The 24,000-nt window shown below is 74.3% G+C and carries 22 protein-coding genes, 3 tRNA genes and 1 pseudogene; 10 read left to right on the forward strand and 16 right to left on the reverse strand.

Going from position 1 to position 24,000, the window contains the following annotated elements; all coding sequences use genetic code 11:
• Window positions 1-85 precede the first annotated feature (85 nt).
• The gene (locus tag FHX31_RS23345; RefSeq protein ID WP_013284548.1) at window positions 86-1,036 is read right to left on the reverse strand and encodes a thiamine-phosphate kinase; all 951 of its coding nucleotides are present in this window, start codon (window positions 1,034-1,036) and stop codon (window positions 86-88) included.
• 163 nt (window positions 1,037-1,199) lie between these two features.
• On the opposite strand from FHX31_RS23345, the gene FHX31_RS23350 reads away from it, so the two are divergent.
• Window positions 1,200-1,433, forward strand: a complete 234-nt coding sequence (locus FHX31_RS23350; RefSeq protein ID WP_013284547.1) for an Lrp/AsnC ligand binding domain-containing protein — start codon at window positions 1,200-1,202, stop codon at window positions 1,431-1,433.
• Entirely contained in the window at window positions 1,434-2,021 is a 588-nt protein-coding gene (locus FHX31_RS23355) for a DUF3515 family protein (protein ID WP_013284546.1), read from the forward strand.
• Between the two features lie 40 nt (window positions 2,022-2,061).
• Here the strand turns inward: FHX31_RS23355 and FHX31_RS23360 are convergent, their stop codons facing one another.
• Both FHX31_RS23360 and FHX31_RS23365 read right to left on the reverse strand, forming a co-directional pair.
• Window positions 2,062-3,165: a D-alanine--D-alanine ligase family protein gene (locus FHX31_RS23360; protein ID WP_013284545.1), complete on the reverse strand. Its 1,104-nt coding sequence runs from the start codon at window positions 3,163-3,165 to the stop codon at window positions 2,062-2,064.
• A gap of 166 nt (window positions 3,166-3,331) precedes the next feature.
• Window positions 3,332-3,556 carry a hypothetical protein gene (locus tag FHX31_RS23365; protein ID WP_013284544.1) on the reverse strand — a complete coding sequence of 75 codons (225 nt, stop codon included), beginning with the start codon at window positions 3,554-3,556 and terminating at the stop codon, window positions 3,332-3,334.
• 234 nt (window positions 3,557-3,790) lie between these two features.
• Here FHX31_RS23365 and FHX31_RS23370 point away from each other — a divergent pair, with 234 nt between their 5' ends.
• Together FHX31_RS23370 and FHX31_RS23375 are read left to right on the forward strand one after the other, a co-directional pair.
• Entirely contained in the window at window positions 3,791-4,636 is an 846-nt protein-coding gene (locus tag FHX31_RS23370; protein WP_013284543.1) for a helix-turn-helix domain-containing protein, read from the forward strand.
• Window positions 4,637-4,640: 4 nt separating this feature from the next.
• Window positions 4,641-4,841 (forward strand): DUF397 domain-containing protein, encoded by a 201-nt coding sequence (locus FHX31_RS23375; protein ID WP_013284542.1) that lies wholly within the window; start codon window positions 4,641-4,643, stop codon window positions 4,839-4,841.
• Window positions 4,842-4,870: 29 nt separating this feature from the next.
• On the opposite strand, the gene FHX31_RS23380 is transcribed toward FHX31_RS23375, so the two are convergent.
• The 5 genes from FHX31_RS23380 to FHX31_RS23400 form a co-directional block, all read right to left on the reverse strand.
• Window positions 4,871-5,920, reverse strand: coding sequence for an ROK family protein (locus tag FHX31_RS23380; protein WP_013284541.1), 1,050 nt, complete (start codon window positions 5,918-5,920; stop codon window positions 4,871-4,873).
• A gap of 86 nt (window positions 5,921-6,006) precedes the next feature.
• The gene (locus FHX31_RS23385) at window positions 6,007-6,798 is read right to left on the reverse strand and encodes a putative protein N(5)-glutamine methyltransferase (protein ID WP_184977187.1); all 792 of its coding nucleotides are present in this window, start codon (window positions 6,796-6,798) and stop codon (window positions 6,007-6,009) included.
• Window positions 6,799-6,970: 172 nt separating this feature from the next.
• Window positions 6,971-8,089: a cystathionine gamma-lyase gene (locus FHX31_RS23390; RefSeq protein ID WP_184977188.1), complete on the reverse strand. Its 1,119-nt coding sequence runs from the start codon at window positions 8,087-8,089 to the stop codon at window positions 6,971-6,973.
• 11 nt (window positions 8,090-8,100) lie between these two features.
• On the reverse strand, window positions 8,101-9,108 hold the full coding sequence (locus tag FHX31_RS23395) for an NAD(P)H-dependent glycerol-3-phosphate dehydrogenase (protein ID WP_013284538.1): 1,008 nt from the start codon (window positions 9,106-9,108) through the stop codon (window positions 8,101-8,103).
• Window positions 9,105-9,830: a lysophospholipid acyltransferase family protein gene (locus FHX31_RS23400; protein ID WP_013284537.1), complete on the reverse strand. Its 726-nt coding sequence runs from the start codon at window positions 9,828-9,830 to the stop codon at window positions 9,105-9,107. The genes FHX31_RS23395 and FHX31_RS23400 overlap by 4 nt, the downstream gene beginning before the upstream one ends.
• A 95-nt stretch (window positions 9,831-9,925) precedes the next feature.
• Here FHX31_RS23400 and cofC point away from each other — a divergent pair.
• From cofC to FHX31_RS23415, 3 genes and pseudogenes are all read left to right on the forward strand, one after another.
• Window positions 9,926-10,549 (forward strand): annotated as a pseudogene (gene cofC, locus FHX31_RS23405) (2-phospho-L-lactate guanylyltransferase); the annotation flags it as partial.
• A gap of 276 nt (window positions 10,550-10,825) precedes the next feature.
• Complete coding sequence (locus FHX31_RS23410; protein ID WP_030270023.1) at window positions 10,826-13,132, forward strand: RNA degradosome polyphosphate kinase; 2,307 nt, start codon at window positions 10,826-10,828, stop codon at window positions 13,130-13,132.
• 7 nt (window positions 13,133-13,139) lie between these two features.
• Entirely contained in the window at window positions 13,140-14,057 is a 918-nt protein-coding gene (locus tag FHX31_RS23415; RefSeq protein WP_184977190.1) for an NUDIX hydrolase, read from the forward strand.
• A 42-nt stretch (window positions 14,058-14,099) separates the two neighbouring features.
• On the opposite strand, the gene FHX31_RS23420 is transcribed toward FHX31_RS23415, so the two are convergent.
• The 4 genes from FHX31_RS23420 to leuC form a co-directional block, all read right to left on the reverse strand.
• On the reverse strand, window positions 14,100-16,127 hold the full coding sequence (locus FHX31_RS23420) for an endonuclease/exonuclease/phosphatase family protein (RefSeq protein WP_184977191.1): 2,028 nt from the start codon (window positions 16,125-16,127) through the stop codon (window positions 14,100-14,102).
• Between the two features lie 135 nt (window positions 16,128-16,262).
• Window positions 16,263-16,874 carry an HU family DNA-binding protein gene (locus tag FHX31_RS23425; RefSeq protein ID WP_013284532.1) on the reverse strand — a complete coding sequence of 204 codons (612 nt, stop codon included), beginning with the start codon at window positions 16,872-16,874 and terminating at the stop codon, window positions 16,263-16,265.
• Between the two features lie 159 nt (window positions 16,875-17,033).
• Complete coding sequence (gene leuD, locus FHX31_RS23430) at window positions 17,034-17,621, reverse strand: 3-isopropylmalate dehydratase small subunit (protein ID WP_013284531.1); 588 nt, start codon at window positions 17,619-17,621, stop codon at window positions 17,034-17,036.
• Between the two features lie 13 nt (window positions 17,622-17,634).
• Window positions 17,635-19,077 carry a 3-isopropylmalate dehydratase large subunit gene (gene leuC / locus FHX31_RS23435; RefSeq protein ID WP_013284530.1) on the reverse strand — a complete coding sequence of 481 codons (1,443 nt, stop codon included), beginning with the start codon at window positions 19,075-19,077 and terminating at the stop codon, window positions 17,635-17,637.
• A 49-nt stretch (window positions 19,078-19,126) separates the two neighbouring features.
• Between leuC and FHX31_RS23440 the strand changes: the two genes are divergently transcribed.
• Complete coding sequence (locus FHX31_RS23440) at window positions 19,127-19,813, forward strand: IclR family transcriptional regulator (protein ID WP_013284529.1); 687 nt, start codon at window positions 19,127-19,129, stop codon at window positions 19,811-19,813.
• Between the two features lie 198 nt (window positions 19,814-20,011).
• On the opposite strand, the gene FHX31_RS23445 is transcribed toward FHX31_RS23440, so the two are convergent.
• From FHX31_RS23445 to FHX31_RS23460, 4 genes are all read right to left on the reverse strand, one after another.
• Window positions 20,012-20,084 (reverse strand) — tRNA-Glu (locus tag FHX31_RS23445).
• 150 nt (window positions 20,085-20,234) lie between these two features.
• Window positions 20,235-20,307 (reverse strand) — tRNA-Glu (locus FHX31_RS23450).
• Window positions 20,308-20,383: 76 nt separating this feature from the next.
• Window positions 20,384-20,455, reverse strand: a tRNA-Gln gene (locus FHX31_RS23455).
• Window positions 20,456-20,562: 107 nt separating this feature from the next.
• Window positions 20,563-21,366 (reverse strand): fumarylacetoacetate hydrolase family protein, encoded by an 804-nt coding sequence (locus FHX31_RS23460; protein WP_013284528.1) that lies wholly within the window; start codon window positions 21,364-21,366, stop codon window positions 20,563-20,565.
• Between the two features lie 216 nt (window positions 21,367-21,582).
• Between FHX31_RS23460 and FHX31_RS23465 the strand changes: the two genes are divergently transcribed.
• Window positions 21,583-23,079 carry a hypothetical protein gene (locus FHX31_RS23465; RefSeq protein WP_184977192.1) on the forward strand — a complete coding sequence of 499 codons (1,497 nt, stop codon included), beginning with the start codon at window positions 21,583-21,585 and terminating at the stop codon, window positions 23,077-23,079.
• A gap of 34 nt (window positions 23,080-23,113) precedes the next feature.
• The gene (locus FHX31_RS23470) at window positions 23,114-23,998 is read left to right on the forward strand and encodes a 3-methyladenine DNA glycosylase (RefSeq protein ID WP_091329722.1); all 885 of its coding nucleotides are present in this window, start codon (window positions 23,114-23,116) and stop codon (window positions 23,996-23,998) included.
• Window positions 23,999-24,000: the final 2 nt, after the last annotated feature.

Genomic DNA, 24,000 nt, shown 5'->3' on the forward strand with positions numbered 1-24,000 from the left:
GGGTCGGACGCAGATCACTCCGGGCCCGCTGGTCTCCCCGTCCGGCGGCTGTGCCGGTTATTCCGCCGTCCGGCGGCTGTGCCGGCTATTCCGCCGTCCGGCGGAAGTGGTCCCAGCCGCGCGGGCCGCTGTAGGCGGCACCGTCGACGGTGACCCCGGTGCCGGCCGCCACCCGCCCGACCGGCCGCCAGCCCTCGGGCAGCGCGGCGTCCGCCGGGAACGTCGCCGCCAGCGCGTGGTCCTCGCCGCCGGCCAGGATCCAGGTGTACGGGTCGACGCCGAGCGCCTGCGCCGCGTCCCGCATCTGCCGGGGCACCTCGAACGCGTCGCGGCTCACGTCGATCGCCACGCCGCTGGCGGTCGCCACGTGCCCGAGGTCGGCCAGCAGCCCGTCCGACACGTCGATCATGGCGGTGGCCCCTGCCGCGGCGGCAGCGGGTCCGGCGGCGTACGGCACCTCGGGGCGGCGGAACGCCTCGACCAGCAGCCGGGGCGTGCGGAAACCCCGGGACAGCACGGTGTAGCCGGCCGCCGACCAGCCGGTGCGCCCGGCCAGCGCCACCACGTCGCCGGGGCGGGCGCCGGAGCGCACCACCGGGTCGCGGCCGGCCAGGTCGCCGAGCGCCGTCACCGCGACGGTGAGCGTCGGGCTGCCGGACATGTCCCCGCCGACCACGCTCGCGCCGACCAGCGCCGCCTCCGCGCCGAGCCCGTCGGCCAGTTCCTCGGCCCAGGCCGGGTCCAGTTCGGCCGGCATGCAGAGCGCGACCAGCAGTGCGGTCGGGGTGGCGCCCATGGCGGCGATGTCGGCGAGGTTGGCCGCCGCCGCCCGGTGTCCCACGTCCCGCGCCGACGACCAGTCGCGGCGGAAGTGCCGCCCCTCCACCAGCACGTCGGTCGAGGCGACCACCCGCCGGTCCGGTGCGGCCACCACCGCGCCGTCGTCGCCGGGGCCGAGCAGGCAGCTCTGTCCCTGCGCCAGCCGGGCGGTCACCCGGTCGATCAGGCCGAACTCGCCGACATCAGTGACCGTCATTCCGTCCCCTCGCTCCGCTGCGTCGTTCCGCACGTCCCACCCCTGTCCGTACCGGCGTGTGCTCGCTCACCGCGTCCGACCGGCAACCGATAGGGATCACGGCCGCTCAGTACGGTAGTTTCACCCTTCGGGTCGCCCGGAGGCGACGGACGGAGGTCGAGTCGTGGTACAGGCGTACATCCTCATCCAGACCGAGGTCGGCCGGGCGCGTGACGTGGCCGGTCTGATCGCGGACCTGGCCGGCGTGGTACGGGTCGACGCCGTCACCGGGCCGTACGACGTGGTCGTGCTCACCGAGGCGAACACCGTCGACGAGCTCGGCAAACTCATCGTCAGCAAGGTGCAGATGGTGCCCGGCATCACCCGCACCCTCACGTGTTCGGTGGTGCGGCTGTAAGTGGACGAGAAGGACACCTCCCCCCGCCGGGACGGCGCCACCCGCCGTGCCGCGCTCTGGGCGACGCTCGTCGCGGTGCCGGTGACCGTGGCGGTCGCCGGGTTCACGTTCGCCAAGCTGGCCCCGGAGTCGCCGGACGCCGGGCCGAGCGCGTCGGCGAGCCCTCGGGCCCAGTCGAGCGCGCCGGTCGAGATGCCCGCCCCGGCGCTGGCCGAGCGCCCGACCGTCCTGTGCCGGGCCCTGATGTCGCAGCTCCCGGACAGCGTGCGTGACCTGACGCAGCGCCCGGTCACCGCGGGCCCGGAGCAGAACGCCGCGTACGGCGACCCGGCGCTGACGGTGGCCTGCGGCGGCAGCCCGGCGCAGTTCCCGCCCACCGACGAGGTGTGGAAGGTCAACCAGGTCTGCTGGCACGCGGCGCAGGAGGCCGACGCCACTGTGCTGACCACGGTCGACCGGGAGACCCCGATCCGGGTGCGGGTGCCGAAGTCGTACGAGCCGCCGTTGCAGTGGGTGACCTCGATCTCCGACACGATCGTCAGCTCGGTCCCCTCGGCGAAGCAGGCCCCCTCGGGCTGCTCCGCCTGACGCCCGGCCGGCTCAGCGGCCGGCGGGGCGCTACGGGCGGTCAGCGGCCGGCGCGGCGGTGCAGGGCGGTACGGATCAGCCGGTTGACCAGCTTCGGGTACTCCAGCCCGCTGGCCGACCACATCCGCGGGAACATCGACGTCGGGGTGAAGCCCGGCATCGTGTTGATCTCGTTGAGGTAGACGTCCATCTGCGGGGTCACGAAGAAGTCGACCCGGGCCAGCCCGGAGCAGTCGAGCGCGGTGAAGGCCCGGGTGGCGTAGTCGCGCACCTGCCGGGCCACCGGCTCGGGCAGGTCGGCGGGTACGTCGTACTCGCAGACCTCGTCGGCGAAGATGTACTTGGCCTCGAAGTCGTACCAGTCGCGGTCGCCGATCATCCGCACCTCGGCCAGCACGGAGGCCTCCGGCGCGCCGCCGGCCTCGCCCTCCAGCACGCCGCACTCGATCTCGCGGCCGACCACGGCGCCTTCGACGAGCACCTTGCTGTCGATCTCGCGGGCGGTGACGAGCGCGGCGTCCAGGTCCGCCCAGTCGTCGACCTTGGTGATGCCGAACGAGGAGCCGGCCCGGGACGGCTTGACGAAGACGGGCAGCCCGAGGCGCTCCTTGTCCTCGTCGCTCAGCGACATCCCGGCGCGCAGCACCGCGTACGGGCCGACCGGGATGCCCTCGGCGGCGCAGAGCTTCTTGGTGAACTCCTTGTCCATGGCCGCGGCGGAGGCGAAGACGTTCGCGCCGACGTAGGGGATGTCGGCCATCTCCAGCATGCCCTGGATCGTGCCGTCCTCCCCGTACGCGCCGTGCAGCACCGGGAAGACCACGTCCACGTCGGCCAGCGCGACCGGCCCCTGGGCCGGGTCGAGCACCATCAGGCCGCCGACGGCGGGATCGGCGCGCAGCACCAGCTCGGCGCCGGAGCCGGCGGTGATCTCGGGCAGCTTGCGGTCGGCGATGGCGAGCCCGCTCGGGTCGCCGCTGGCGAGCACCCACTGGCCCTGCCGGGTGATGCCGACCGGGACCACCTCGAACTCGTCCGGGTCGAGCGCGGCCAGCACGCTGCCGGCGCTGACGCAGGAGATGCCGTGCTCGGGGCTGCGGCCGCCGAAGACGATCGCCACACGGGTCTTGCCTGGGGTGGTCATGGTCACCTCATCGTTCGCGACTGCGGCTGGCCGTGCTCGCCGGTGGCGCTCACCCGACTGACCTTACTGTGCGTTGCCGCAAGCGGTGGTCGTTACCCGGGGAGACGCGGAGTCGCGTGGCAAACGGTCAAGGAGACCTATACAGGGAGTAACGGAACGGTGCGCGTCAGAAGGCCGGGTGCCGGGGCCGGCGGCCCACCGCGATGACCTTCACCCGCTGCCGGCCGGCCCGCACCATGCCCAGCGCCATGAACGCGCCGGCGATCCGGTCGGCGGCCTCCCGGCTGCTCGCGCCGACCACCTGACGGCGGCGTTCCGGGCTGGTCCGTTCGTCACGGCGGGCACCGTCCGGTGGACGCACGTCGGTCAGGACCACGAGGAACCTGGTCACCGCGGAACCCCTCCCGTCTCGTGGACCGGCAGGGGCACGCGGCGGTCGGATCGTGGGGGAGTGAAAAATCCGACCACCGCGCGCCCCATCCCCTCCGGTCGCTCACCGCCACCGTCGCCACGACAACCGGCGGTGAGGACGCCGTCACACATTGACAGGTTCACCGGCGTGAATGCAACTCTCATCGACTTTCTCTCATGCCCACGTTCCCACGGGATGTGCGACTATCGATGCATGGCGCCGAAGACCGCCCGGGCCCGACGGCTCGGCATCGCCCTGCGGACCCACCGGGAGGCCGCCGGCCTCACCCTGGAGGCCGCGGCCGACGAGATCAACAGCACCCGGAGCACGCTGTCCCGTTACGAGAACGCGCAGACGCTCGTCAGTCCCGCCACCGTGCGCGCGCTGCTCACCAGCTACGGCGTGGACCCGGCCGACATCGCGGCGGCGGTGCAGCTGGCGAAGGACGCCCGCAAGCCGGGCTGGTGGGTGTCCTATTCGTACCTGCTGGACCAGCGCACCATCGACTTCATCGCGCTGGAGGCCGAGGCCACCGGCATCGCGAACTTCGAACCGTCGGTGGTGCCCGGTCTGCTCCAGACCGCCGACTACATCCGCGGGGTGATGCGCGGCGGGCCGCACACGCTCACCGACGAGCAGGTGGAGCAGCGGGTCCAGCTACGGCTGGACCGCCAGCAGCGGCTCTCCGGCGCCGAGCCGCCGATCCTCGACGCCATCATCGACGAGGGCGCGCTGCTGCGCCCGGTCGGTGACCGCTCGGTCATGTCCGGCCAGCTCCAGCACCTGCTGAAGATGGCCGAGCTGCCGAACGTCACGGTGCAGGTGATCCCGCTGGCCGCCGGCTACCACCGGGGCACCCGGGGATCGCTGCACATCCTGGAGTTCGCCGACCCGGAGGACCCGATCATCGCCTCGGTGGAGACAGTCGCCGGGCAGATGGTCCTCGACCGGCCGGGTGACCTGCGAACCTGCGCCAAGATCATGGAGCACCTGCGGACCGTGGCGCTGAGCCCGGCGGCCAGTCGGGACCAGCTCCTCCGCCTGCTGAACGAGAGGTGACCAGATGAACGGCACGAACCACACGACCCCCACACCGGCCCGCTGGCGCAAGAGCAGCCACAGCGGCGACGAGGGCGCGTGCGTGGAGATGGCGCCGCTGACCGGCGCGGTGGCGGTCCGCGACTCGAAGGACCCGGCCGGCCCGGTGCTGGTGTTCCCGCCGCACGCCTGGGCCGCGTTCACCGCGGCACCGCCGCGCGCCTGACCGGCTGAGCGGCCCGTCAGGCGACGGCGTCAGCCGAGCGGGGCGGCGGCGGTGACGATGCCGCGCACCGCCTCCAGCGCCGCGATGGCCACCCCGCGCGCGCCGGCCATGTCCCGGTCCGGCACCAGCGCGAAGGTGGCCACCGCCCGCTGCTCCTCCCGGAGCACCGTGTGCTCGGCGACCGCGGCGAGGAACCAGTCCCGGAACTCCGGCGCCGCCTCCACCACACCCCCGCCGACGAAGTAGGCGTGCGGGTCGGTGAAGTTCGCCGCGATGGTGAACAGCCGGCCCAGCGCCTTGGCCTGCTGGGTGAACACCAGGCGGGCCAGCGGGTCGCCGCGTTCGCCGTAGCCGCGCAGCAGCTTCGCCGCCCGGTCCGGCTCCTCCGCCGCGAGCGGATGCTCCGGATGCCGGGCCAGCCAGTACGGCAGCAGGTTGCGCCGGATCGCGGTGAGCGAGGCGACGCTCTCCGCGTCCCCGGTGAAGCCGCAGGCGCAGACCGGCGCCGCCTGGTCCGGCTCCACCAGTCCGTCCAGCGGGATGTGCACGTGCCCGAACTCGCCGGCCATGCCGGCCGCGCCGCCGACCACGCGGCCGGACTCCACCACGCCGCCGCCGAGCCCGGTGCCGACGATCGCGGACACCGACGACCGGGCCATCGCCTCGGTGCCGAAATGCACGTGGTGGGCGTAGAGGGCGGCGGCGTTGCCGTCGTTGGCGTACACCACGGGCAGGCCCAGCCGCCGTTCCAGGGCGGTGCGCACGTCGAAGCCCCGCCAGGCGGGCTGGGAGAAGTTCGTCGAGCCGCGGGACGAGATCACGCCGGTGGCGCTGGCCGGGCCGGGCGTGTCCAGCCCGACGGCGCGGACCAGGTCACGCGGTACGCCGGTGTGCGCCAGTACGCCGTCGAACGCCCGCGCGAGCGCCTCCACGGCCGCCTCCGGCCCGGCGCCGACCTCGCTCGGGATCTCCAGCAGCCCGTCCACCAGGAACCGGCCGTCCACGGTCAGCACTGTGGCGTTGTCGCTCGTGCCCCCGTTGTCCAGCCCCACCACCACCGGCACACCTGCGCTGCCCACCGCCACCGCCTCCCGCCGCGCCTGACCCGAGGCTAGTTCCCGCCCGGCCCACCCGCCACGTCACCGCGAGTACTCCCCCGCGGCGGTCAGCCGGGGCAGCGGGCGATGACCGCTGTGGCCTCCCGCTCCTCGTCGCGGACCACCGTCGGCTCCAGCCCGACGGCGGTGAACGCGGCGCACAGCTCCGGGGCCTGCGCGACGCTCGACTCGACCACGACGTGCCCGCCCGGGGCGAGCCACTCGGCCGCGCCGGAGGCGACCCGGCGCAGCACGGCCAGACCGTCAGTGCCGCCGTCCAGTGCCACCGGCGCCTCGTACAGGCGCGCCTCGGCCGGCAGCGAGGCCACCGCGGCGGTCGGCACGTACGGCGCGTTGGCCACCACCAGGTCCAGCGTTCCGCGGCGGCCGGCCGGCAGCGCGTCGAACAGGTCGCCCTGGTAGACCGGAACGCCGAGCGGTTCGAGGTTGCGCCGCGCGCAGGCCACCGCCACCGGGTCGATGTCGGCGGCGGCCAGCCAGCGGGGCGTCAGCCGTTCGTGCAGCACCACGGCGGCGGCGCCGGAGCCGCAGCACAGGTCGAGCACCACCGGTGCCGGCCCGGCCAGCGCCGCCGCCGCGTCGACCAGCAGGGCGGTACGACCGCGCGGCACGAAGACGCCCGGGTGGACGGCGATCCGCCTCCCGCAGAACTCGGCCCAGCCGAGCAGGTGTTCCAGCGGCAGGCCGGCGACGCGACGGTCGACGAGCCGGGTCAGCGACTGCGCGGAGTCGGCGGCGGCGATCAGCAGTTCCGCCTCGTCCTCGGCGAAGACGCAACCGGCGGCGCGCAGCCGCCGGACGAGGGCCTGACGGTCGGGAGTGAACACGGTGGATGCCATGGCAAGCCTTTCGGGAAGCGCTCGTCGGCGCCCCCGGCGTCGCCTCAGCCCCGAAGCGACGCGGACTCGGAGGGAGCGCCGGTCCTCTGCTGGTGGATCGGACTCACCTCCTCGGGTCGGGGCCGCACGGGCCGTGGCTGCCCGTCACCTTAGCCCAGTGGCCGTCACGCCGTCAGCCCGCCGCGTCGAGCGCCGCCGTCACGTCGGCGAGCAGGTCGTCGGTGTCCTCGATGCCGCAGGAGAACCGCACGAAGCCCGGCGTCGTGTCGTCGCCCCACTGAGCGCGCCGGTCGGCCGTGGTGTGCAGCCCGCCGAACGAGGTGGCGGCGGCCACCAGCCGGGAGGCGCCGAGGAACCGGGCCACCCGGCGCTCGTCGCCCAGGTCGAACGAGAGCACGCCCGGTACGCGCCGCATCTGGACCGACGCGACCGGGTACGCCGGGTCGTCCGGCCGTCCGGGCCAGCGCACACCGGTGACGTCCGGGCGTGCCGCGAGCAGGTCGGCCAGCGCCCGCGCGTTCGCGGTCTGCCGGGCCAGCCGCAGGTCGAGCGTGGCCAGCGAGCGGTGAGCGAGCCAGCAGTCGAACGCGCCCGGCACCCCGCCGGTGGCGTTGCGCCAGGCGGTCGCCGCGTCGCGCAGCCCGGCGTCCCGGGTGACCAGGTAGCCCAGCAGCAGGTCCGAGTGGCCGGTCAGCGCCTTGGTGCCCGAGGCGACCACCACGTCCGCGCCGAGGTCCAGCGGGCGCTGTCCGAGCGGCGTGGCGGTGGTGTTGTCCACCGCCACCAGCGCACCGGCGGCGCGTGCGGCGGCGGCCACCGCCGCGACGTCGGCGACGTCCAGGCCGGGGTTCGCCGGGGTCTCCAGCAGCACCAGCCGTACGCCGTCGAACGACGGGTACGGCCCGGCCGTCGGCACGAGCACCACACGTACGCCGAGCTGTTCCAGCGTGTCCGAGGCGAACGAGCGCACCGAGAAGTAGCCGTCGGCGGGCAGCAGCACCGTGTCGCCGGGGCGCAGCACTGTCAGCAGCAGCCCGGTGATGGCGGCCTGGCCGCTGGCGAAGACCCGGCAGTCGCCGCCCTCCAGCTCGCCGATCGCCGTCTCCAGCAGCCGCCGGGTGGGGTTGTCGGGCCGCCCGTACCCGTCCACCGCCGCCGACGGGCCGCGCTCGAGGTCCAGGTGGTACGGCGCGGCGAAGACCGGGCCGGGCAGGAACGGCTGGCCGGGTGCCGCGTCCGGCAGGCCGGCGTGCACGCTGCGCGTGCCGTCGCCCCAGTCCTCGTTCGTCATCCCGGCTCCGCTCACTCGTACGACTCGGGCTTGGCGGTACGGCTCATCAGCGCGTCCACCGCCAGGCGCGGATCCATCCCCTCGTGGCAGATCCGCTCGATCTGCTCGGTGATCGGCATCTCGACGCCGTGCGCCCGGGCCAGGTCGCGGATGGCCAGGCAGCTCTTGACGCCCTCGGCGGTCTGCCGGGTGGCCGCCTGGGCCTGCTCCAGCGTCTCGCCCCGGCCCAGGTGCTCGCCGAAGGTGCGGTTGCGGGCCATCGGCGACGAGCAGGAGGCGACCAGGTCACCCATGCCGGCCAGCCCGGCGAACGTGATCGGGTCGGCGCCGAGCGCCACGCCCAGCCGGGCGGTCTCGGCCAGGCCGCGGGTCATCAGCATGGCCCGGGTGTTGTCGCCGAAGCCCATCGCGGTGGCGATGCCGTACGCCAGCGCGATCACGTTCTTCACCGCGCCGCCCAGCTCGCAGCCGATCACGTCGTCGTTCGTGTACGGGCGGAAGTACGGCGTGCGGATGGACGCCTGCACCAGCGCGGTCCGGCGGCTGTCGGTGCCGGCGACCACAGTGGCGGCCGGCTGCTCGGCGGCGATCTCCGGGGCCAGGTTGGGCCCGGAGACGACCACCACCCGGTCGGCGGGCACCCCGGCGGTCTCGGTGATCACCTGGCTCATCCGCTTGGTGGTGCCCAGCTCGATGCCCTTCATCAGCGACACGAGCGTGGCGTCCGGCGCCAGGTACGGCGTCCAGTCGGCGAGGTTGCCGCGCAGCGTCTGCGAGGGCACCGAGAGCACCACCACCTCGGCCCCCTCGATCGCCTCGGCGGCGTCGCCGGTGGCGGTCACCCGCTCGGGCAGGCGGATCCCCGGCAGGTACTCCGGGTTGTGCCGCCCGGTCCGGATCGCCTCGGCCACGGCGGCCCGGCGGGCCAGGACCGTCACGTCCCGCCCGGCGTCGGCGAGGATCTTGGCGAACGCGGTCCCCCAGGAACCGGCGCCCAGCACGGCGACGTGCCCGCTCATTCGGTGACCTCCCGGGTGCCGGTGCGGGCGGGCCGCTGCCAGAGCGGCGGTGGTGTGCCGCCGCGGATCTCCGCGACCAGATCCCGGATGCGCAGCATGATGGTGTCCGTCATCTCCTCCAGGATCGGCCGGGTCGGCGTGGCGCCGGCCCAGCGGCTCAGGTCCACCGGCGGCCCGGCGATCACCGTCACCGGGGTACGCGGGCGCAGCCCGAACCGGGCCGTACGCGGGTCGAACATCCGTTCCGGGCCGACCATCGCGATCGGGACCACCGGGGCGCCGGTGGCCAGCGCCAGACGGGCCGCGCCGGTCTTGCCCTTCATCGGCCACAGGTCCGGCTCCCGGGTGGTGGTGCCCTCCGGGTAGATCACCACGGCGCCGCCCTCGGCCAGCGCGGCGACGAGCTTGTCGAGCGACTTGACCGCCTCGACGGTGCCCCGCTCGACCGGGATCTGCTGGCAGCGGTGCAGGATCCAGCCGACCACCGGCACCCGGAACACGCTGGCCTTGCCGAGGAAGCGCGGCCAGCGCCCGGCGTCGTAGATGTAGTGCGCGACCACGAGCGGGTCGGCGTGCGAGATGTGGTTCGGCACGAGGATCACGCCGCCGTCGCGGCGCAGGTGCTCCATGCCCCGCCAGGTGCGCCGGGTCCAGACCGTCATCAGCGGCTTCACCAGCACCACGGCGAGTCGTCGCCAGAACCCCAGCCTCCGCCGTGCCACAGTGCCTCCTCGATCCGCCCACGCGCCCCGGCACAGAATCATGCCTGTTCGCCCCCGCTGCGGCCAGTGCGGGTACCGGCGCTCCCGCTGGCAGGATGGTCGGCGTGTCTGAGGCCCGCTGGACCGTGGTGATGCCGGTGAAGCGCCTGGGGGCGGCGAAGAGCCGTCTGCGGGGCGCGCTGCCCGGCGTACCCCATGAGGAGCTGGCACTGGCCCTGGCGGCCGACACGCTGCGCGCGGTGCGGGCGTGCCCGGCGGTGGCCGGGGTGCTCGTGGTCACCGACGACCCCCGGGTGGCCGCGGCAGCCGGCGCGGCGGGCGCCCGCGTCGCCGCCGACCCCGGCGGCGGCCTGAACGCGGCGTTCCGGCACGGCGCGGCGGTCGCCGGGTCGCGCGCCGCCGTGGCCGGCCTGACCGCCGACCTGCCCGCGCTGCGACCGGCCGACCTGGCCGCCGCGCTGCGGGCCACCCAGGGGGTACGCGGGTTCGTGGCTGATGCCCCGGGCGGAGGCACAGTGCTGCTCGCCGCGCCGGCCGGTGCGCCGCTGGCGCCGCGGTTCGGGCCCGGCTCGGCCGCGGCCCACGCGGCGAGCGGGGCGATGCCGCTCGCCGGGGAGTGGCCCAGCCTGCGCCGGGACGTGGACACCCCGGCGGACCTGGCCGACGCCGCCGGGCTGGGCGTGGGGCCGCGCACCGCCGCGCTGCTGGCCCGGGTCGCCGGAGCGGTCCGGTACGGTGCTGGCATGCAGGGGACGGTGGCCACCTACGACGCGTCGACCCGCAGCGGCGTGCTGCTGCTCGACGACGGCACCGAGCTGGCGTTCCCGGCCCGCGCGTTCGACGCCTCCGGGTTACGGCTGCTCCGATTGGGGCAGCGTGTCCGGATCGAGCGGGACGCCGACGGCGAGGTGGTCCGGGTGACCTTGCCGACGATGGCGTGAACAACCTGGCCCGAGTTCATTTTCCGTTCACCCTTATCGGGGAATCATGAGGTGGTGAGCACCCCTCGCGAGCACCCCGACGGCCCGCCGCCGATCCTCGACCCCGGCACGCCCCGCAACGGCCGCCCCACCCGCGGCCCGGACGGGCGGTTCCGCCAGACCCGGCCCCCGGAGGAGCGCCTCGGCGCCGACCCGGACGCGGCCGGCGCGACCGGCCTGGACGAGCCGCTCGACCCGGTGGAGGGCCCCGGCCCGGCCGGCGAGACCGCCGCGGACGCCGGTCCGCCGACCGCGCCGCCGCTGCCGGAGGACCGCTTCCTCAACCGGGAGCTGTCGTGGCTCGACTTCAACGCCCGGGTGCTGGCGCTCGCCGAGGATCCGCGCACCCCGCTGCTGGAACGGGCGAAGTTCCTGGCCATCTTCGCCAGCAACCTGGACGAGTTCTACATGGTCCGGGTCGCCGGGTTGAAGCGGCGGCTCTCCGCCGGCCTGCCGGTACGCGGCGGCGACCGGCTGCCGCTGCGCACCCAGCTCGACCTGATCACCGAGAAGGCCGCCGGCCTGGTCGCCCGGCACGCCACCTGCCTGGTCGACGACGTGCTGCCGAAGCTCGCCGCCGAGGACATCCGCATCCTGCGCTGGAGCGACCTGGACGACGCCGAGCGGGAGCGGCTGCGCACCTGGTTCCGGGAGCACATCTTCCCGGTGCTCACCCCGCTGGCGGTCGACCCGGCGCACCCGTTCCCGTACATCTCGGGCCGGTCGCTGAACCTGGCCGTGTCGGTGCGCGACCCGGACGGCGGCTCGGAGCTGTTCGCCCGGGTCAAGGTGCCGAACAACGTGCCCCGGTTCGTCCGGGTGCACCGCGACCAGCAGGGCGTGCGGTTCCTGCCGGTCGAGGACCTCATCTCGGTGCACCTCGGCCAGCTGTTCTCCGGCATGCAGGTGGTCGAGTGCCACCTGTTCCGGGTGACCCGCAACGCCGAGGTGGAGGTGGACGAGGACCGCGACGAGGACCTGCTCCAGGCGCTGGAACGGGAGCTGGCCCGGCGCCGGTTCGGCCCGCCGGTACGCCTGGAGGTCGCCGCGTCCATCTCCGACCACATGCTGGAGCTGCTGGTCCGCGAGCTGGACATGGACGGCCACGACGTGCTGCGGGTCCGCGGCCTGCTCGACCTGTCCGCGCTGTGGCAGGTGTACGGCGAGGCCGACCGGCCCGACCTGAAGGACCCGTCGTTCGTGCCGGCCACCCATCCGCGGCTGGCCGAGGGCGAGGTGCCGCGCAGCGTCTTCGCCACGCTGCGCGACGGCGACGTGCTGGTGCACCACCCGTACCACTCGTTCGCGACGAGCGTGCAGCGCTTCGTCGAGCAGGCCGCGGCCGACCCGAACGTGCTCGCCATCAAGCAGACGCTCTACCGCACCAGCGGCGACTCCCCGATCGTGGACGCGCTGGTCGACGCGGCCGCCGCCGGTAAGCAGGTGGTGGTGCTGGTCGAGCTGAAGGCGCGCTTCGACGAGGTGGCGAACATCGGCTGGGCGCGCACGCTGGAACGGGCCGGCTGCCATGTGGTCTACGGCCTGGTGGGGCTCAAGACGCACTGCAAGACCGCGCTGGTGGTACGCCAGGAGGGCAACCAGATCCGGCGCTACTGCCACATCGGCACCGGCAACTACCACCCGAAGACGGCCCGGCTCTACGAGGACTTCGGCATGCTCACCGCCGACCCGGAGATCGGCGCGGACCTGACCGACCTGTTCAACGTGCTCACCGGCTACAGCCGGCAGACCGCGTTCCGGCGGCTGCTGGTGGCGCCGCAGGGCATCCGCAGCGGCCTGATCGAACGCATCGACCGGGAGATCGAACACGTCCGGCTGGGCATGCCGGGGCTCGTGCAGTTCAAGGTGAACTCCCTGGTGGACGAGGAGATCACCGACGCGCTCTACCGGGCGTCGCGGGCCGGCGTGCACGTGGACCTGCTGATCCGGGGCATGTGCACGCTGCGGCCGGGCGTGCCGGGGCTGTCGGAGAACATCCGGGTCCGCTCGATCCTCGGCCGGTTCCTGGAACACTCCCGGATCTTCCGGTTCGGCAACAACGGCGACGCCGAGTTCTGGATGGGCTCGGCCGACCTGATGCACCGCAACCTGGACCGCCGGGTCGAGGCGTTGGTGCAGGTGAGCGACCCGGTGGCCCGGGCCGAACTGGACCACGTCCTCACCGCCGCGTTCGATCCCGACGTGGACGCGTTCGAGCTGGCCGCGGACGGCACCTGGCACCGGCGTACCGGGGACGGCGACGTGCGGCTGACCCACCTCCAGGATCTGTTGCTGCGCCGGGTCGGCGGCCGGGCGGACTGACCGGGCCGTGGCGCGTGCCGGGCGGGCATACGGTGAGCGGGTGAGCGACGACGAACCGGTACGGATCCGGGCCGCGGGCGGCGTGGTGTGGCGCCCGGGTCCGGCCGGCGTCGAGGTCTGCCTCGTGCACCGCCCCCGGTACGGCGACTGGTCGCTGCCGAAGGGCAAGCTGGACCGCGGCGAGCACCCGCTCGTGGCAGCGGTCCGCGAGGTGGCCGAGGAGTCCGACGTACGCGCGGTGCCGCAGGTACGCCTGCCCACCGTCCGCTACCGCAGCGAGGGTCTCGCCAAGGCGGTCGACTACTGGTCCATGCGGGCGGCCGGCACCGGCGGTTTCCAGCCCGGCACCGAGGTCGACGACGTGGCCTGGTTCCCGGTCGACGACGCGGTACGCCGGGTCAGCTACCCGCACGACGCCGAGGTGATCGCCGCGTTCGCGGCGCTGCCGCCGGTCACCGCCACGGTGCTGCTGGTCCGGCACGCGCACGCCGGCAAGCGCGGCACCTGGACCGGCCCGGACCACGGCCGCCCGCTCGACGAACAGGGGTGGGCGCAGGCACGGGCGCTGGTCCCGCTCGTCGCGCTGGTCCGCCCGGCCCGCCTGTTCTCCGCCTCGGCCCGGCGCTGCGTGCAGACGCTGGACCCGGCGGCGGCCCGGCTGGACCTGCCGATCGAGGTCTGCGGCGACTTCGACGAACCGGCGCCGGGCCAGCAGGTCGAGGAGTGCGCGCTCGCTGCCGCGGCCCGGCTGACCGCGCTGGCGCAGGCCGCCGGGACGGTGGCCGTGTGCAGCCAGGGCAAGGTGATCCCGGGCGCGCTGGAACGGCTCACCGGCCGCGTGGACGAGGACTTCACCACCGACAAGGGCCGCGGCTGGCTGCTGCCGTTCGCCGGTGACCGGCTGGTCCTTCCCGACCGGTTGTGAGGCGGGCCGCGGCCGCGCGGCGGGTACCGGTTGTCCGGCGGCTCAGGGCAGCGTGACGGTGAGCGTCACCGGGAGGTGGTCGCTGGCCTCGGTGCGCGGCGCGCGTACCTCGGTGGCGGTCAGGCCCGGCGACACGAAGACGTGGTCGATCTGGGTGCGCGGATCGTCGGCCGGGCTGGTCCGCAGCGGCCGGGCCGCGGCCAGCGCGTCCACCAGCCCGGAGCGGGTGAACTCGGCGAACGCCGGGTCGTCCGGCTCGGTGTTCAGGTCACCGCCGAGCACCAGTGGACGGCCGTTCGCGTACCGGCCGGCGAACGCGGCCACCTCCCCCGCCTGCTCGACCGGATCCCGGCCGGGCGGCGGTTGCAGGTGCGTGGCGACCACCGCCAGTTCCCGGCCGCCGAGGTCGAGCGTGACGCCGAGGGCCTGCGCCCCGGTCGGCGCGCCGTGTGCGGTCAGCCGCCGGGTCTGCCCGGAGCGCATCGGGAAGCGGCTGAGCACCGCGTCGCCCCAGACCGGGTCGGCGGCGGGCGCGAAGACGTACGGCATCCCCAGCCGCCCGGCCACCAACGCCAGCGTGTCGTGGCCGCCGTTGAGCCACCAGCCCCGGTCGACCTCGCTGAGCAGCACCACGTCCGCGCCGCGCAGCTCCCGGGCCACCGCGTCCACGTCCAGCCGCCCGTCCAGGCCGAATCCCATCCGGATGTTGTACGCGGCCACGCGTACCGCCGCCGGTGTCGTGGTGGCGCGGGCCTGCGCGGGCGGCACGTGCAGCACGGCGGCGAGCCCGGCCAGCGCGGTGAGCCCGGCCAGGGCCGCGACCCGGACCGTTGCGGGCAGCGCCGGGCCGGCTGATGCCGCACCGGACGGCGTCGGCCCGGGGCGGAGAGGTGCCGTAGCCGCCACCAGAGTCACCAGGACGGCCGTGGCGACCGGAGCCCAGCCGTTGGGGTACCCCAGGTCGTAGGCGGCGTAGTAGGCCACCGTGGCCACCGCGAACACCAGCATGCCGAGCACCGCCGCCCGCCCGCGCCGCGCCCCCGCCCGCCCGCCGTCGGTGCCTCGTTCGTCCGTGGCGGCGGCCCGGGGCTCCGCGGCGCCTCGCCCGTCGGCAGCCGCGGGCCCGTCGTCGGTCGTGTCGGTGAGGGCCAGGCAGCCGCCGAGGCCGGCGGCGGTGAGCAGGTACGCCGGGACGAGCAGCCCGGTCACGAACAGCACCGACCCGGCGAGCAGCGCGAGCGGCCACAGCACCCGCGCCAGGCGCGCCGGTGCCCGGAACAACGCCGCCGCGAGGAACAGCAGCACCGCGAGCGCACCCGGCAGGGCACCGTTTCCGGGGCGGACGAGGCCGGGAAAATCAGGGGATCCGGTGCCGGCGGCGGCGCTCCAGAGCGCCGGGGCGAGCGCCACCTGCCCGGCCAGCAGCAGTGCCGGCCCGCACAGCAACCAGGCCCGGCGGCCCGGGGTCGACACGCTTCGCCCGGCGTCGCCGTCCGCCGCATCCGTCGCCGGAGCGGCCGTCCCCGCCGCGTCGCCGCGCACCCGGGCGGCGGCCCGCTCCCGCCGTACCGCCGCCGAGGCGGCCAGGAACGCCAGCACCAGCAGGGCGCTCAGGCTCCAGGCGAGCACGCCGCCGCGCCACACCAGATCCTCGGTGCCGAGCAGGGCGTGCCCGACCGCGTTCCCGGCCAGGCCGAGCGCCAGCCCGGCGACCGGGCGGGGCACGGACGCGGCGACGGCGGCGAGCCAGACCAGGCCGGCGAACAGTCCGGCGCAGGCCAGCCAGAGCTGGGCCGGGCCGCCGGGTTGCGCGGTGAGCGCCAGCCGGGCCACCGCCAGCACACCGGCGGCGACGAGTCCGACCGGGGCGGCGCCGACGCGGCGTACGAGCGTGGGCGCGGCGAGCGCGAGCAGGAACCAGCCCAGCGCGAACGCGCCGAGCAGCTCGGCGGGCGTCTCGGCGGCCCGGCCGAACAGGGTGATGACCGACGGCAGCCAGACCCGCAGCACGTCCAGCAGGACCGCGATACCGAGCGCGAGCGTGAGGGTGGAGAGGTGACGGTGCCGCACGGGGCGCCTCTTCTCGTGACCGACGGGGGTTTTCGGCACGGCGATTCTGCGGGGCGCGACGGCGGGCGGTCAACGCGTACCCATGCGAAAGGGCGCCCACCGCGAACGGTGGGCGCCCTTTCGTGGGCCGTCCGGTCAGCGCCGGGTGGCGGCCTTCTTGGCCGGCGCCTTCTTCGCGGGCGCCTTCTTCGCCGCCGTGGTCTTCTTCGCCGCGGTGGACTTCGCCGCGGTCGTCTTCTTGGCGGTGGTGGTCTTCTTCGCCGCGGTGGACTTCGCCGCGGTCGTCTTCTTCGCCGCCGTGGTCTTGGTCGCGGCGGCCTTCTTCGCCGGCGCGGCCTTCTTGGTCGCGGTGGTCTTGGTGGCCTTGGTGGCCTTCGCCGCCGTGGTCTTCTTGGCGGCGGCGGTGGTCCGGCCTCCGGTGGCCTTGGCGGCACCGGTGGTCTTCTTCGCGGCGGCGGTGTCCTTGGGCACCTTGCCGCTGGCCACCATCTCCTTGAAGCCCGCGCCCGCCCGGAACGTCGGGACGGAGGTCTTCTTGACCTTCACCGCCTCGCCGGTCCGCGGATTGCGCGCTGTTCGGGCTCCCCGGACGCGCTTCTCGAACGCTCCGAAACCGGTGATCGCCACCTTCTCGCCCTTGGTGACCGCCGCCTGGACCTCAGCGAGAACCGCGTCGAGCGCGGCCGTCGCCGTCTTCCGGTCCCCCAGGCGAACGGCGAGCGCCTCGATGAGCTCGGCCTTGTTCACGACTTCCTCCCGATTGTGCAACTGACTCGACGCGAGCCATTCTGCGCGCACGGTATGCCCTGTGCTGCCTGGACACAAACATTCGGTGGAAAAAAGCCCTTGTGTCGCAACGGATTCGCCCCCACCGGATGCACCGGTGGGGGCGAATAGCGCTGGAGATCAGGCGATCGAGGGCAGGAACGCCGGCCGGGCGGCCTCGTACGCGCTGATCTCGGCCTCGTGCCGGAGGGTGAGTCCAATGTCGTCCAAGCCCTCCATCAGCCGCCAACGGCTGTGGTCGTCCAGCGGGAACGCCCAGGTGGCGTCACCGGCGTGGACCTGACGGGCGGCCAGGTCGACAGTGATCGGCGTGGTCGGCTCGGATTCCACGAGATCCCACAGTTCTTCCACGGCTTTCAATTCCAGCTCGACCGGAAGGAGACCTTCCTTGAGCGCGTTGCCGCGGAAGATGTCGCCGAAGCGAGGCGAGATGACGGCCCGGAAGCCCCAGTCCCGCAGCGCCCAGACGGCGTGCTCCCGGGAGGATCCGGTGCCGAACTCGGGGCCGGCGATCAGAATCGACGCACCCGAATGGGCGGGATCGTTGAGGACGAATGACGGGTCCTCCCGCCACGCGTTGAACAGACCGTCGGCGAATCCGGTCCGGGTCACCCGCTTGAGGTACACGGCGGGGATGATCTGGTCGGTGTCCACGTTGGATCGGCGCAGCGGCACGGCCGTGCCGGTGTGGGTGGTGAACTTGTCCATGTCGGCTGCCCTTCTACAGGTCGGCGGGGGCGGCCAGCCGGCCGACCACGGCGGTGGCGGCGGCGACCGGCGGGGACACCAGGTGGGTACGCCCACCCCGGCCCTGGCGGCCCTCGAAGTTGCGGTTGGAGGTCGAGGCGGAGCGCTCGCCCGGCTTCAGCGTGTCCGGGTTCATGCCCAGGCACATGGAGCAGCCGGCGAAGCGCCACTCGGCGCCGGCGTCGGTGAAGACCTTGTCCAGCCCTTCGATCTCGGCCGCCTCGCGGACCGCGGCGGAGCCGGGGACCACGAGCATGCGTACGCCGTCGGCGACCCGGTGCCCGCGCAGCACCTCGGCGGCGGCCCGCAGGTCCTCCAGGCGGCCGTTGGTGCAGGAGCCGACGAACACCACGTCCACGGCGAGGTCGCGCATCGGGGTGCCCGGGGTGAGGTCCATGTACTCCAGCGCGCGGCGGGCGGCGACCCGCTCCGGCTCGGTGACGAAGTCCTCCGGGTCCGGCACGGTCGCGCCCAGCGGCACGCCCTGCCCGGGGTTGGTGCCCCAGGTGACGAACGGCGTGATCCGGCTCGCGTCGAGCGTGACCTCGGTGTCGAAGGTCGCGCCCTCGTCGGTGGGCAGCGTCCGCCAGTACTCCAGCGCCGCGTCCCAGTCGTCGCCCTGGGGCGCGTTCGGCCGCCCCTTCAGGTACGCGAACGTGGTCTCGTCCGGCGCGATCATGCCGGCCTTGGCGCCCCACTCGATGGACATGTTCGCGATCGTCATCCGGCCCTCCATCGAGAGGTCGCGGATCGCCTCGCCCCGGTACTCGACGATGTGACCGCGCCCGCCGCCGGTGCCGACCTGCGCGATCAGCGCGAGCACCAGGTCCTTGGCGGTGACGCCGGGCGCCAGCTCGCCGACGACGTTCACGGCCATGGTCTTCGGGCGGGCCTGCGGCAGCGTCTGCGTGGCCAGCACGTGTTCGACCTCACTGGTGCCGATGCCGAACGCCAGCGCCCCGAACGCGCCGTGGGTGGCGGTGTGCGAGTCGCCGCACACGATCGTCATGCCGGGCTGGGTGAGGCCGAGCTGCGGGCCGATGACGTGCACGATGCCCTGGTTCTCGTCGCCCAGCGGGTGCAGGCGGACACCGAACTCGGCGCAGTTGCGGCGCAGCGTCTCGATCTGGGTGCGGGAGGTGGGGTCCGCGATCGTGAGCAGGTCGCCGCGCCGGGAACGGAACGCCGGGTCGTCGTACCCGGTCGGGGTGTTGTGGTCCTCGGTCGCGATCGTCAGGTCGGTACGGCGCACCCCGCGCCCGGCCAGACGTAGCCCGTCGAACGCCTGCGGGCTGGTCACCTCGTGCAGCAGGTGCAGGTCGATGAAGAGCAGGTCCGGCTCGCCGGCGGCGGAGCGGACCACGTGTGCGTCCCAGACCTTCTCGGCCAGGGTCCTCGGTTGAGTGACTCCCACCATCTGGACATCCTAAATTCTGGGAGGTAAATTTCGGCTTGTGGGACACAGTATGAGCGGTGTCGGCGTTCTCGACAAGGCGGTGGTCATCCTGGCCGCCTGTGTCGACGGCGCCAGCCTGGCCGAACTCGTTGAACGCACCAAGCTGCCCCGGGCCACCGCGCACCGGCTGGCACAGGCGCTGGAGATCCACCGGATGCTCGTCCGGGACACCCAGGGGCGCTGGCGCCCGGGTCCACGCCTGGGCGAGCTGGCCAACGCGGCCCCGGACGTGCTCCTGACCGCCGCCGAGCCGCTGCTCGCCGCGCTACGGGACGCCACCGGCGAAAGCGCCCAGCTCTACCTGCGCCGCGCCGACGAGCGGATCTGTGTGGCCGCCGCCGAGCGCGCCAGCGGCCTGCGGGACACCGTCCCGGTCGGCTCGGTGCTGCCGATGACCGCCGGCTCGGCGGCGCAGATCCTGCTCGCCTGGGAGCCACCGGAGGCGGTCATGCCGCTGCTCCCCCGCTCCAAGTTCACCGGCCGCACGCTGGCCGAGGTGCGGCGACGCGGCTGGGCGCAGAGCGTCGCCGAGCGGGAGGCGGGTGTGGCGAGCGTCTCGGCGCCGATCCGGGACCGCACCGGGCGGGTGATCGCCGCGATCAGCATCTCCGGCCCGATCGAGCGCCTCGGCCGCCGCCCCGGCGAACGCCACGCCATGGCCGTCGTCCGAGCCGGCCAGCGCCTCTCCGGCCTCTGACCCCCCGCCCTCCACCCTCCCACCCTCTCGCCCCTAGCCCCCCTCGCGTTGATCATGAAGTTGGCGGCATTTTTGATCTCCCTGACTGCCGCTAACTTCATGATCAACGCGGCAGGGCCCGGGGGGGGTGGGGAGGGGGGCGGGGGCAGGGATGCGGAACGGCCCGCCTCGCGTTGCGAGACGGGCCGTTCGTGGATGTAGCCCCGACCGGATTCGAACCGGCGCTACCGCCTTGAGAGGGCGGCGTCCTGGGCCGCTAGACGACGGGGCCAGGCACTTTTCCTGCTTCACCACCCTGCCGGGCGGTGTGGCAGTAGTCTAGCGGCATCCCGTCCGGCACCACCGCCGGGGGTCACCCCCTGCACGCGTGGGCCGGACAGCAGAAAGCCCGCCCCGGAAACGGGACGGGCTGTCGGTGCTGTAGCCCCGACCGGATTCGAACCGGCGCTACCGCCTTGAGAGGGCGGCGTCCTGGGCCGCTAGACGACGGGGCCAGAACCTTCATTGCACTCCGTCAGCGTGAGCTGCCGGAATCCAGCGTCCGAGGGTTCAGGCGAACCCTCGGTTGCGCTGGGGTACCAGGACTCGAACCTAGACTAACTGAACCAGAATCAGTCGGGCTGCCAATTACCCCATACCCCATTGGCCCCTTGCGGCGCCGGGAATGAACTTTACCCTCCCGGTGCCGACAGGCCAAATCCAACCCCTCGAAACCCACCTGACCAGCGGAAACGAGGCATCGGAGCGAATCAGGCGACGGGGACCACCGGGTTGCTCAGCTCCCCGATCCCCTGGATCCGCACGGTGACCGTATCCCCCTCGGTGAGCGGACTAACCCCCGCCGGCGTGCCGGTCAGCACCACGTCGCCGGGCAGCAGCGTCATCACGTGCGAGATGTACGACACCAGGCCCGGCACGTCGAAGACCATGTCCTTGGTCCGGCCGAGCTGGCGCACCTCCATCTCCTCCGGGTTGCGGCCCACCTCACACCGGATCTCCAGGTCGCTGACGTCGAGCCCGGTGGTGATCCACGGCCCGATCGGGCAGAACGAGTCGAAGCCCTTGGCGCGGGTCCACTGCCCGTCGGAGCGCTGGAGGTCCCGCGCGGTGACGTCGTTGGCGCAGGTGTAGCCGAAGATGGCCCGCTCGGCGGCGGCCCGGTCGGCCCGGCGGGCGCCCGGGGCGCCGATCACCACGGCGAGTTCCGCCTCGTGCTCGACCTGCTTGGAGAAGATCGGCAGCCGGATGGCGTCGCGCGGGCCGATCACCGAGGTGGACGGCTTGAGGAAGAGCAGCGGCTCCTTCGGCACCTCGCTGCCGTGCTCGGCGGCGTGCTCGGCGTAGTTACGGCCGACACACACCACCTTGCTGGGCAGGATCGGCGACAGCAGCCGGACGTCGGAGAGCGCCCAGCGGGCGCCGGAGAACTGGATCTGCCCGAACGGGTGGCCCTCGATCTCGGCGATGGTCAGGCCCTGCGGCCCGGCCTCCGGCTCGCCCTCGACGACCCCGAACGACATTCCCTTGGCATGAGCGAAACGAGCGATACGCACCCGGCCAATCTATCCCCGCCCGCGGGCCGCCCGGCGGACACCGGCAGGCGGCACGCCCCGGCGGTCGCGCGCCCCACCCTCGCGGGCCGGCGGCGGCACCGGACCGCCAGGAGCCGGACAGGGTACGCGCGATCGCGCCGGACAGGGCGGGAATGGCGGCTTCGTACCCGCCCGGCGGGCCCCGGACCATAGCTTCGGGTCCGGAGGTTCGTTGGTATGCCTGCATCGAGACGACACCACAGGGCCCTGGCAGTGTTCGTGAACTGCCTCGGCGTCATCGCCGCCGTACCGGCGCTGTCCCCGGCGACGCCCCTCGCGGCCGCCGCCCCCGCCCATCCGGCCCCACCACCGGCTGTCATCCCCGGTGCCGCGGCCACCCCGATCCCGACCGGCGTGCCGGCGGTGCCCCCGGCGGTGCCGACCACCGGCCCGGCACCGGTCCGCCCGTCGATGCCCCCGGTCAGCGTGGCGGTGGGCGCGGCGGGCACCCCGGCGCCGGGTTACCGGATCGAGGTCCGCAACGCCGGCACGGCACCCGTCGACACCATGGTCCGGCAGGAGCTGCCGAACGGCTCGCGGGCCACCACGGTGACCGGCGGTGGGCGGACCAGCCGCCCCGCCGGGATGAGCGCTGGTGAGGTGACCTGGCGGCTGCGGCTGCCGGCGAAGAGCACCACCACGCTGCACACCGCGCTGTCGGTCCCCGGTCCGGGCCGCTCGGTGACGGCACCCACCTGCGTCTACGGCTCGGACGGCACGCGCCCGTTCGACTGCGCCACGGCGACCTGGGTGGGCGCCGCGACGGCCCCGACGGCGCAGGTCACCGCCGCCCCGGCCTGGCGGCGGCCGCCGGTGCTGCTCGCCGCGTTCACGGCGCTGCTGGTGGTCACCGCCGGTGTGGTGTGGTGGGCGGTGTGGCGCCGCCGCCGGCGCACCGCGGCGGGAAGCGCCGCACCCGGCGGCATGGCCCGCGGCGGGACGGGCGCCCCCGGAGGCGGCGCGACGCCCACCGGTACGCCCGCGGGCGGCACCATGCACACCGGCGCTCCCGGAAGCGGTGTGCCCGGCGGAGCCGGACCGGGCCAGGGCGGGCCGGTCCCAGGCGCGACCGGTGGGCCGGCCGAGCGCGGCACGGTCTACCCGCGTACGGCCGTGCCGTCGCCCGCGAGCCGTCGTCGCCGGCCGCCGGTGTGGCTGGTGGTCGGCGTGGCGGCGGCCGTGCTGGCCGGTGTGGTCGGCGCGGCGGCCTGGTCGGCCACGCAGCGGGTGGCCGCGATGGACACCACCAAGCAGCCGACGAGCGGCGCGTGGGTGGGCAGCAGCGTCACCGGCGCGCTGGGCCAGCCGCTGCGCGAGACCGCGTTCGAGTTCACCGTCTACCGGCTGAGCTGCGGCGCCGACGTCCTGCCGCCGGCGCCGGGCGGTGGCCGGCCGTGCCTGGCCACGGTCGGGGTGCGCAATCTCACCAACGAGGACCAGACCTGGCACGGGCAGTTGCAGCGGGCGTACCTGCCCAGCGGCAACTGGGTGGCAGCCGACGAGGACGCCACCCGGGTGGCGAACCTGGGCCGGGACGTCTTCTCCCAGCCGGTGGCCGCCGGGCGGCGGGTGCTGCTGCCGCTGGTGTTCACCATGCGCGGCGACGAGCCGCCGAAACGGCTGGAGCTGCGCAGCGGCGTCTTCTCCGCGGGCGTGCGGGTGGACGTGGCGTGATCCGGGCACGGGCGGCGGTCGTACCCTGGGGTGTGTGACCGCCGCCCTCGCCCCCGCGCTCGACCTGGCCGACTGGCAGGCGCGCCGGCACGCCCACGAGGCGCGGGTGGACGCCTGGCTGACGCCGCACCTGGAGCGCCGCCGCACCGGGGTTAAGCACCCGGTGGAGGACTTCCTCTTCACCTACTACTCGCACCGCCCGGCGCAGTTGCGCCGCTGGCACCCGGGCGCGGGCGTGGTGCTGCGGGACGCCGACCCGGCCGGTTTCGGCCCGGACTACACGGCGGGCGCCGCCGGGCTCACCCTCGACACCGATCGGGTACGCGCGCGGCGCGCCGAGTCGATCGCCTGGATCCGTACGCTGCTCGCAGCGACCGCCGGACGCCCGGCGCAGTTCGGCTGTTTCGGCATGCACGAGTGGGCGATGGTCTACCGGCAGACCCAGGAGCAGGTACGCCACAACGCCTGGCCGCTGCGGCTGAGCCCGGCGGATACGGCGGCTGTGGTCTCCGAGCGCGGCGTGCGGTGCAGCCACTTCGACGCGTTCCGGTTCTTCACCGCGCCGGCCCGGCCGCTGAACGTGCTCCAGCCGACCCGGGAGGGCCAGCACGCGCTGGAGCAGCCGGGTTGCCTGCACGCCAACATGGATCTCTACAAGTGGGCGTACAAGCTGTCGCCGCTGGTGCCGTCGGAGCTGGTGGCGGACTGCTTCGCGCTGGCCCGGGAGATCCGGGCGCTGGACATGCGGGCCAGCCCGTACGACCTGGCCGACCTGGGTTACCCGCCGGTGCGGGTGGAGACGCCGGAGGGCCGGGCCGAGTACGCCACCGCCCAGCGCGGGTTCGCCGAGCGGGCCGCCGGGTTGCGGACCCGGCTGCTTGCCGCGCTGGACCGGGCCGTGCCGGCCGACCACCGCTGAGC

It is taken from the genome of Micromonospora sp. CNZ286 (assembly GCF_014207755.1).

Excerpts from the sequence above, each read along its gene's own strand:
- leuC (WP_013284530.1), bottom strand. The coding sequence starts at position 19,077 with ATGGTGGGAGTCACTCAACCGAGGACCCTGGCCGAGAAGGTCTGGGAC.
- leuD (WP_013284531.1), bottom strand. The coding sequence starts at position 17,621 with ATGGACAAGTTCACCACCCACACCGGCACGGCCGTGCCGCTGCGCCGA.
- FHX31_RS23395 (WP_013284538.1), bottom strand. The coding sequence starts at position 9,108 with ATGAGCGGGCACGTCGCCGTGCTGGGCGCCGGTTCCTGGGGGACCGCG.
- FHX31_RS23375 (WP_013284542.1), top strand. The coding sequence starts at position 4,641 with ATGAACGGCACGAACCACACGACCCCCACACCGGCCCGCTGGCGCAAG.
- FHX31_RS23385 (WP_184977187.1), bottom strand. The coding sequence starts at position 6,798 with ATGGCATCCACCGTGTTCACTCCCGACCGTCAGGCCCTCGTCCGGCGG.
- FHX31_RS23440 (WP_013284529.1), top strand. The coding sequence starts at position 19,127 with ATGAGCGGTGTCGGCGTTCTCGACAAGGCGGTGGTCATCCTGGCCGCC.
- FHX31_RS23345 (WP_013284548.1), bottom strand. The coding sequence starts at position 1,036 with ATGACGGTCACTGATGTCGGCGAGTTCGGCCTGATCGACCGGGTGACC.
- FHX31_RS23370 (WP_013284543.1), top strand. The coding sequence starts at position 3,791 with ATGGCGCCGAAGACCGCCCGGGCCCGACGGCTCGGCATCGCCCTGCGG.
- FHX31_RS23360 (WP_013284545.1), bottom strand. The coding sequence starts at position 3,165 with ATGACCACCCCAGGCAAGACCCGTGTGGCGATCGTCTTCGGCGGCCGC.
- FHX31_RS23390 (WP_184977188.1), bottom strand. The coding sequence starts at position 8,089 with ATGACGAACGAGGACTGGGGCGACGGCACGCGCAGCGTGCACGCCGGC.
- FHX31_RS23465 (WP_184977192.1), top strand. The coding sequence starts at position 21,583 with ATGCCTGCATCGAGACGACACCACAGGGCCCTGGCAGTGTTCGTGAAC.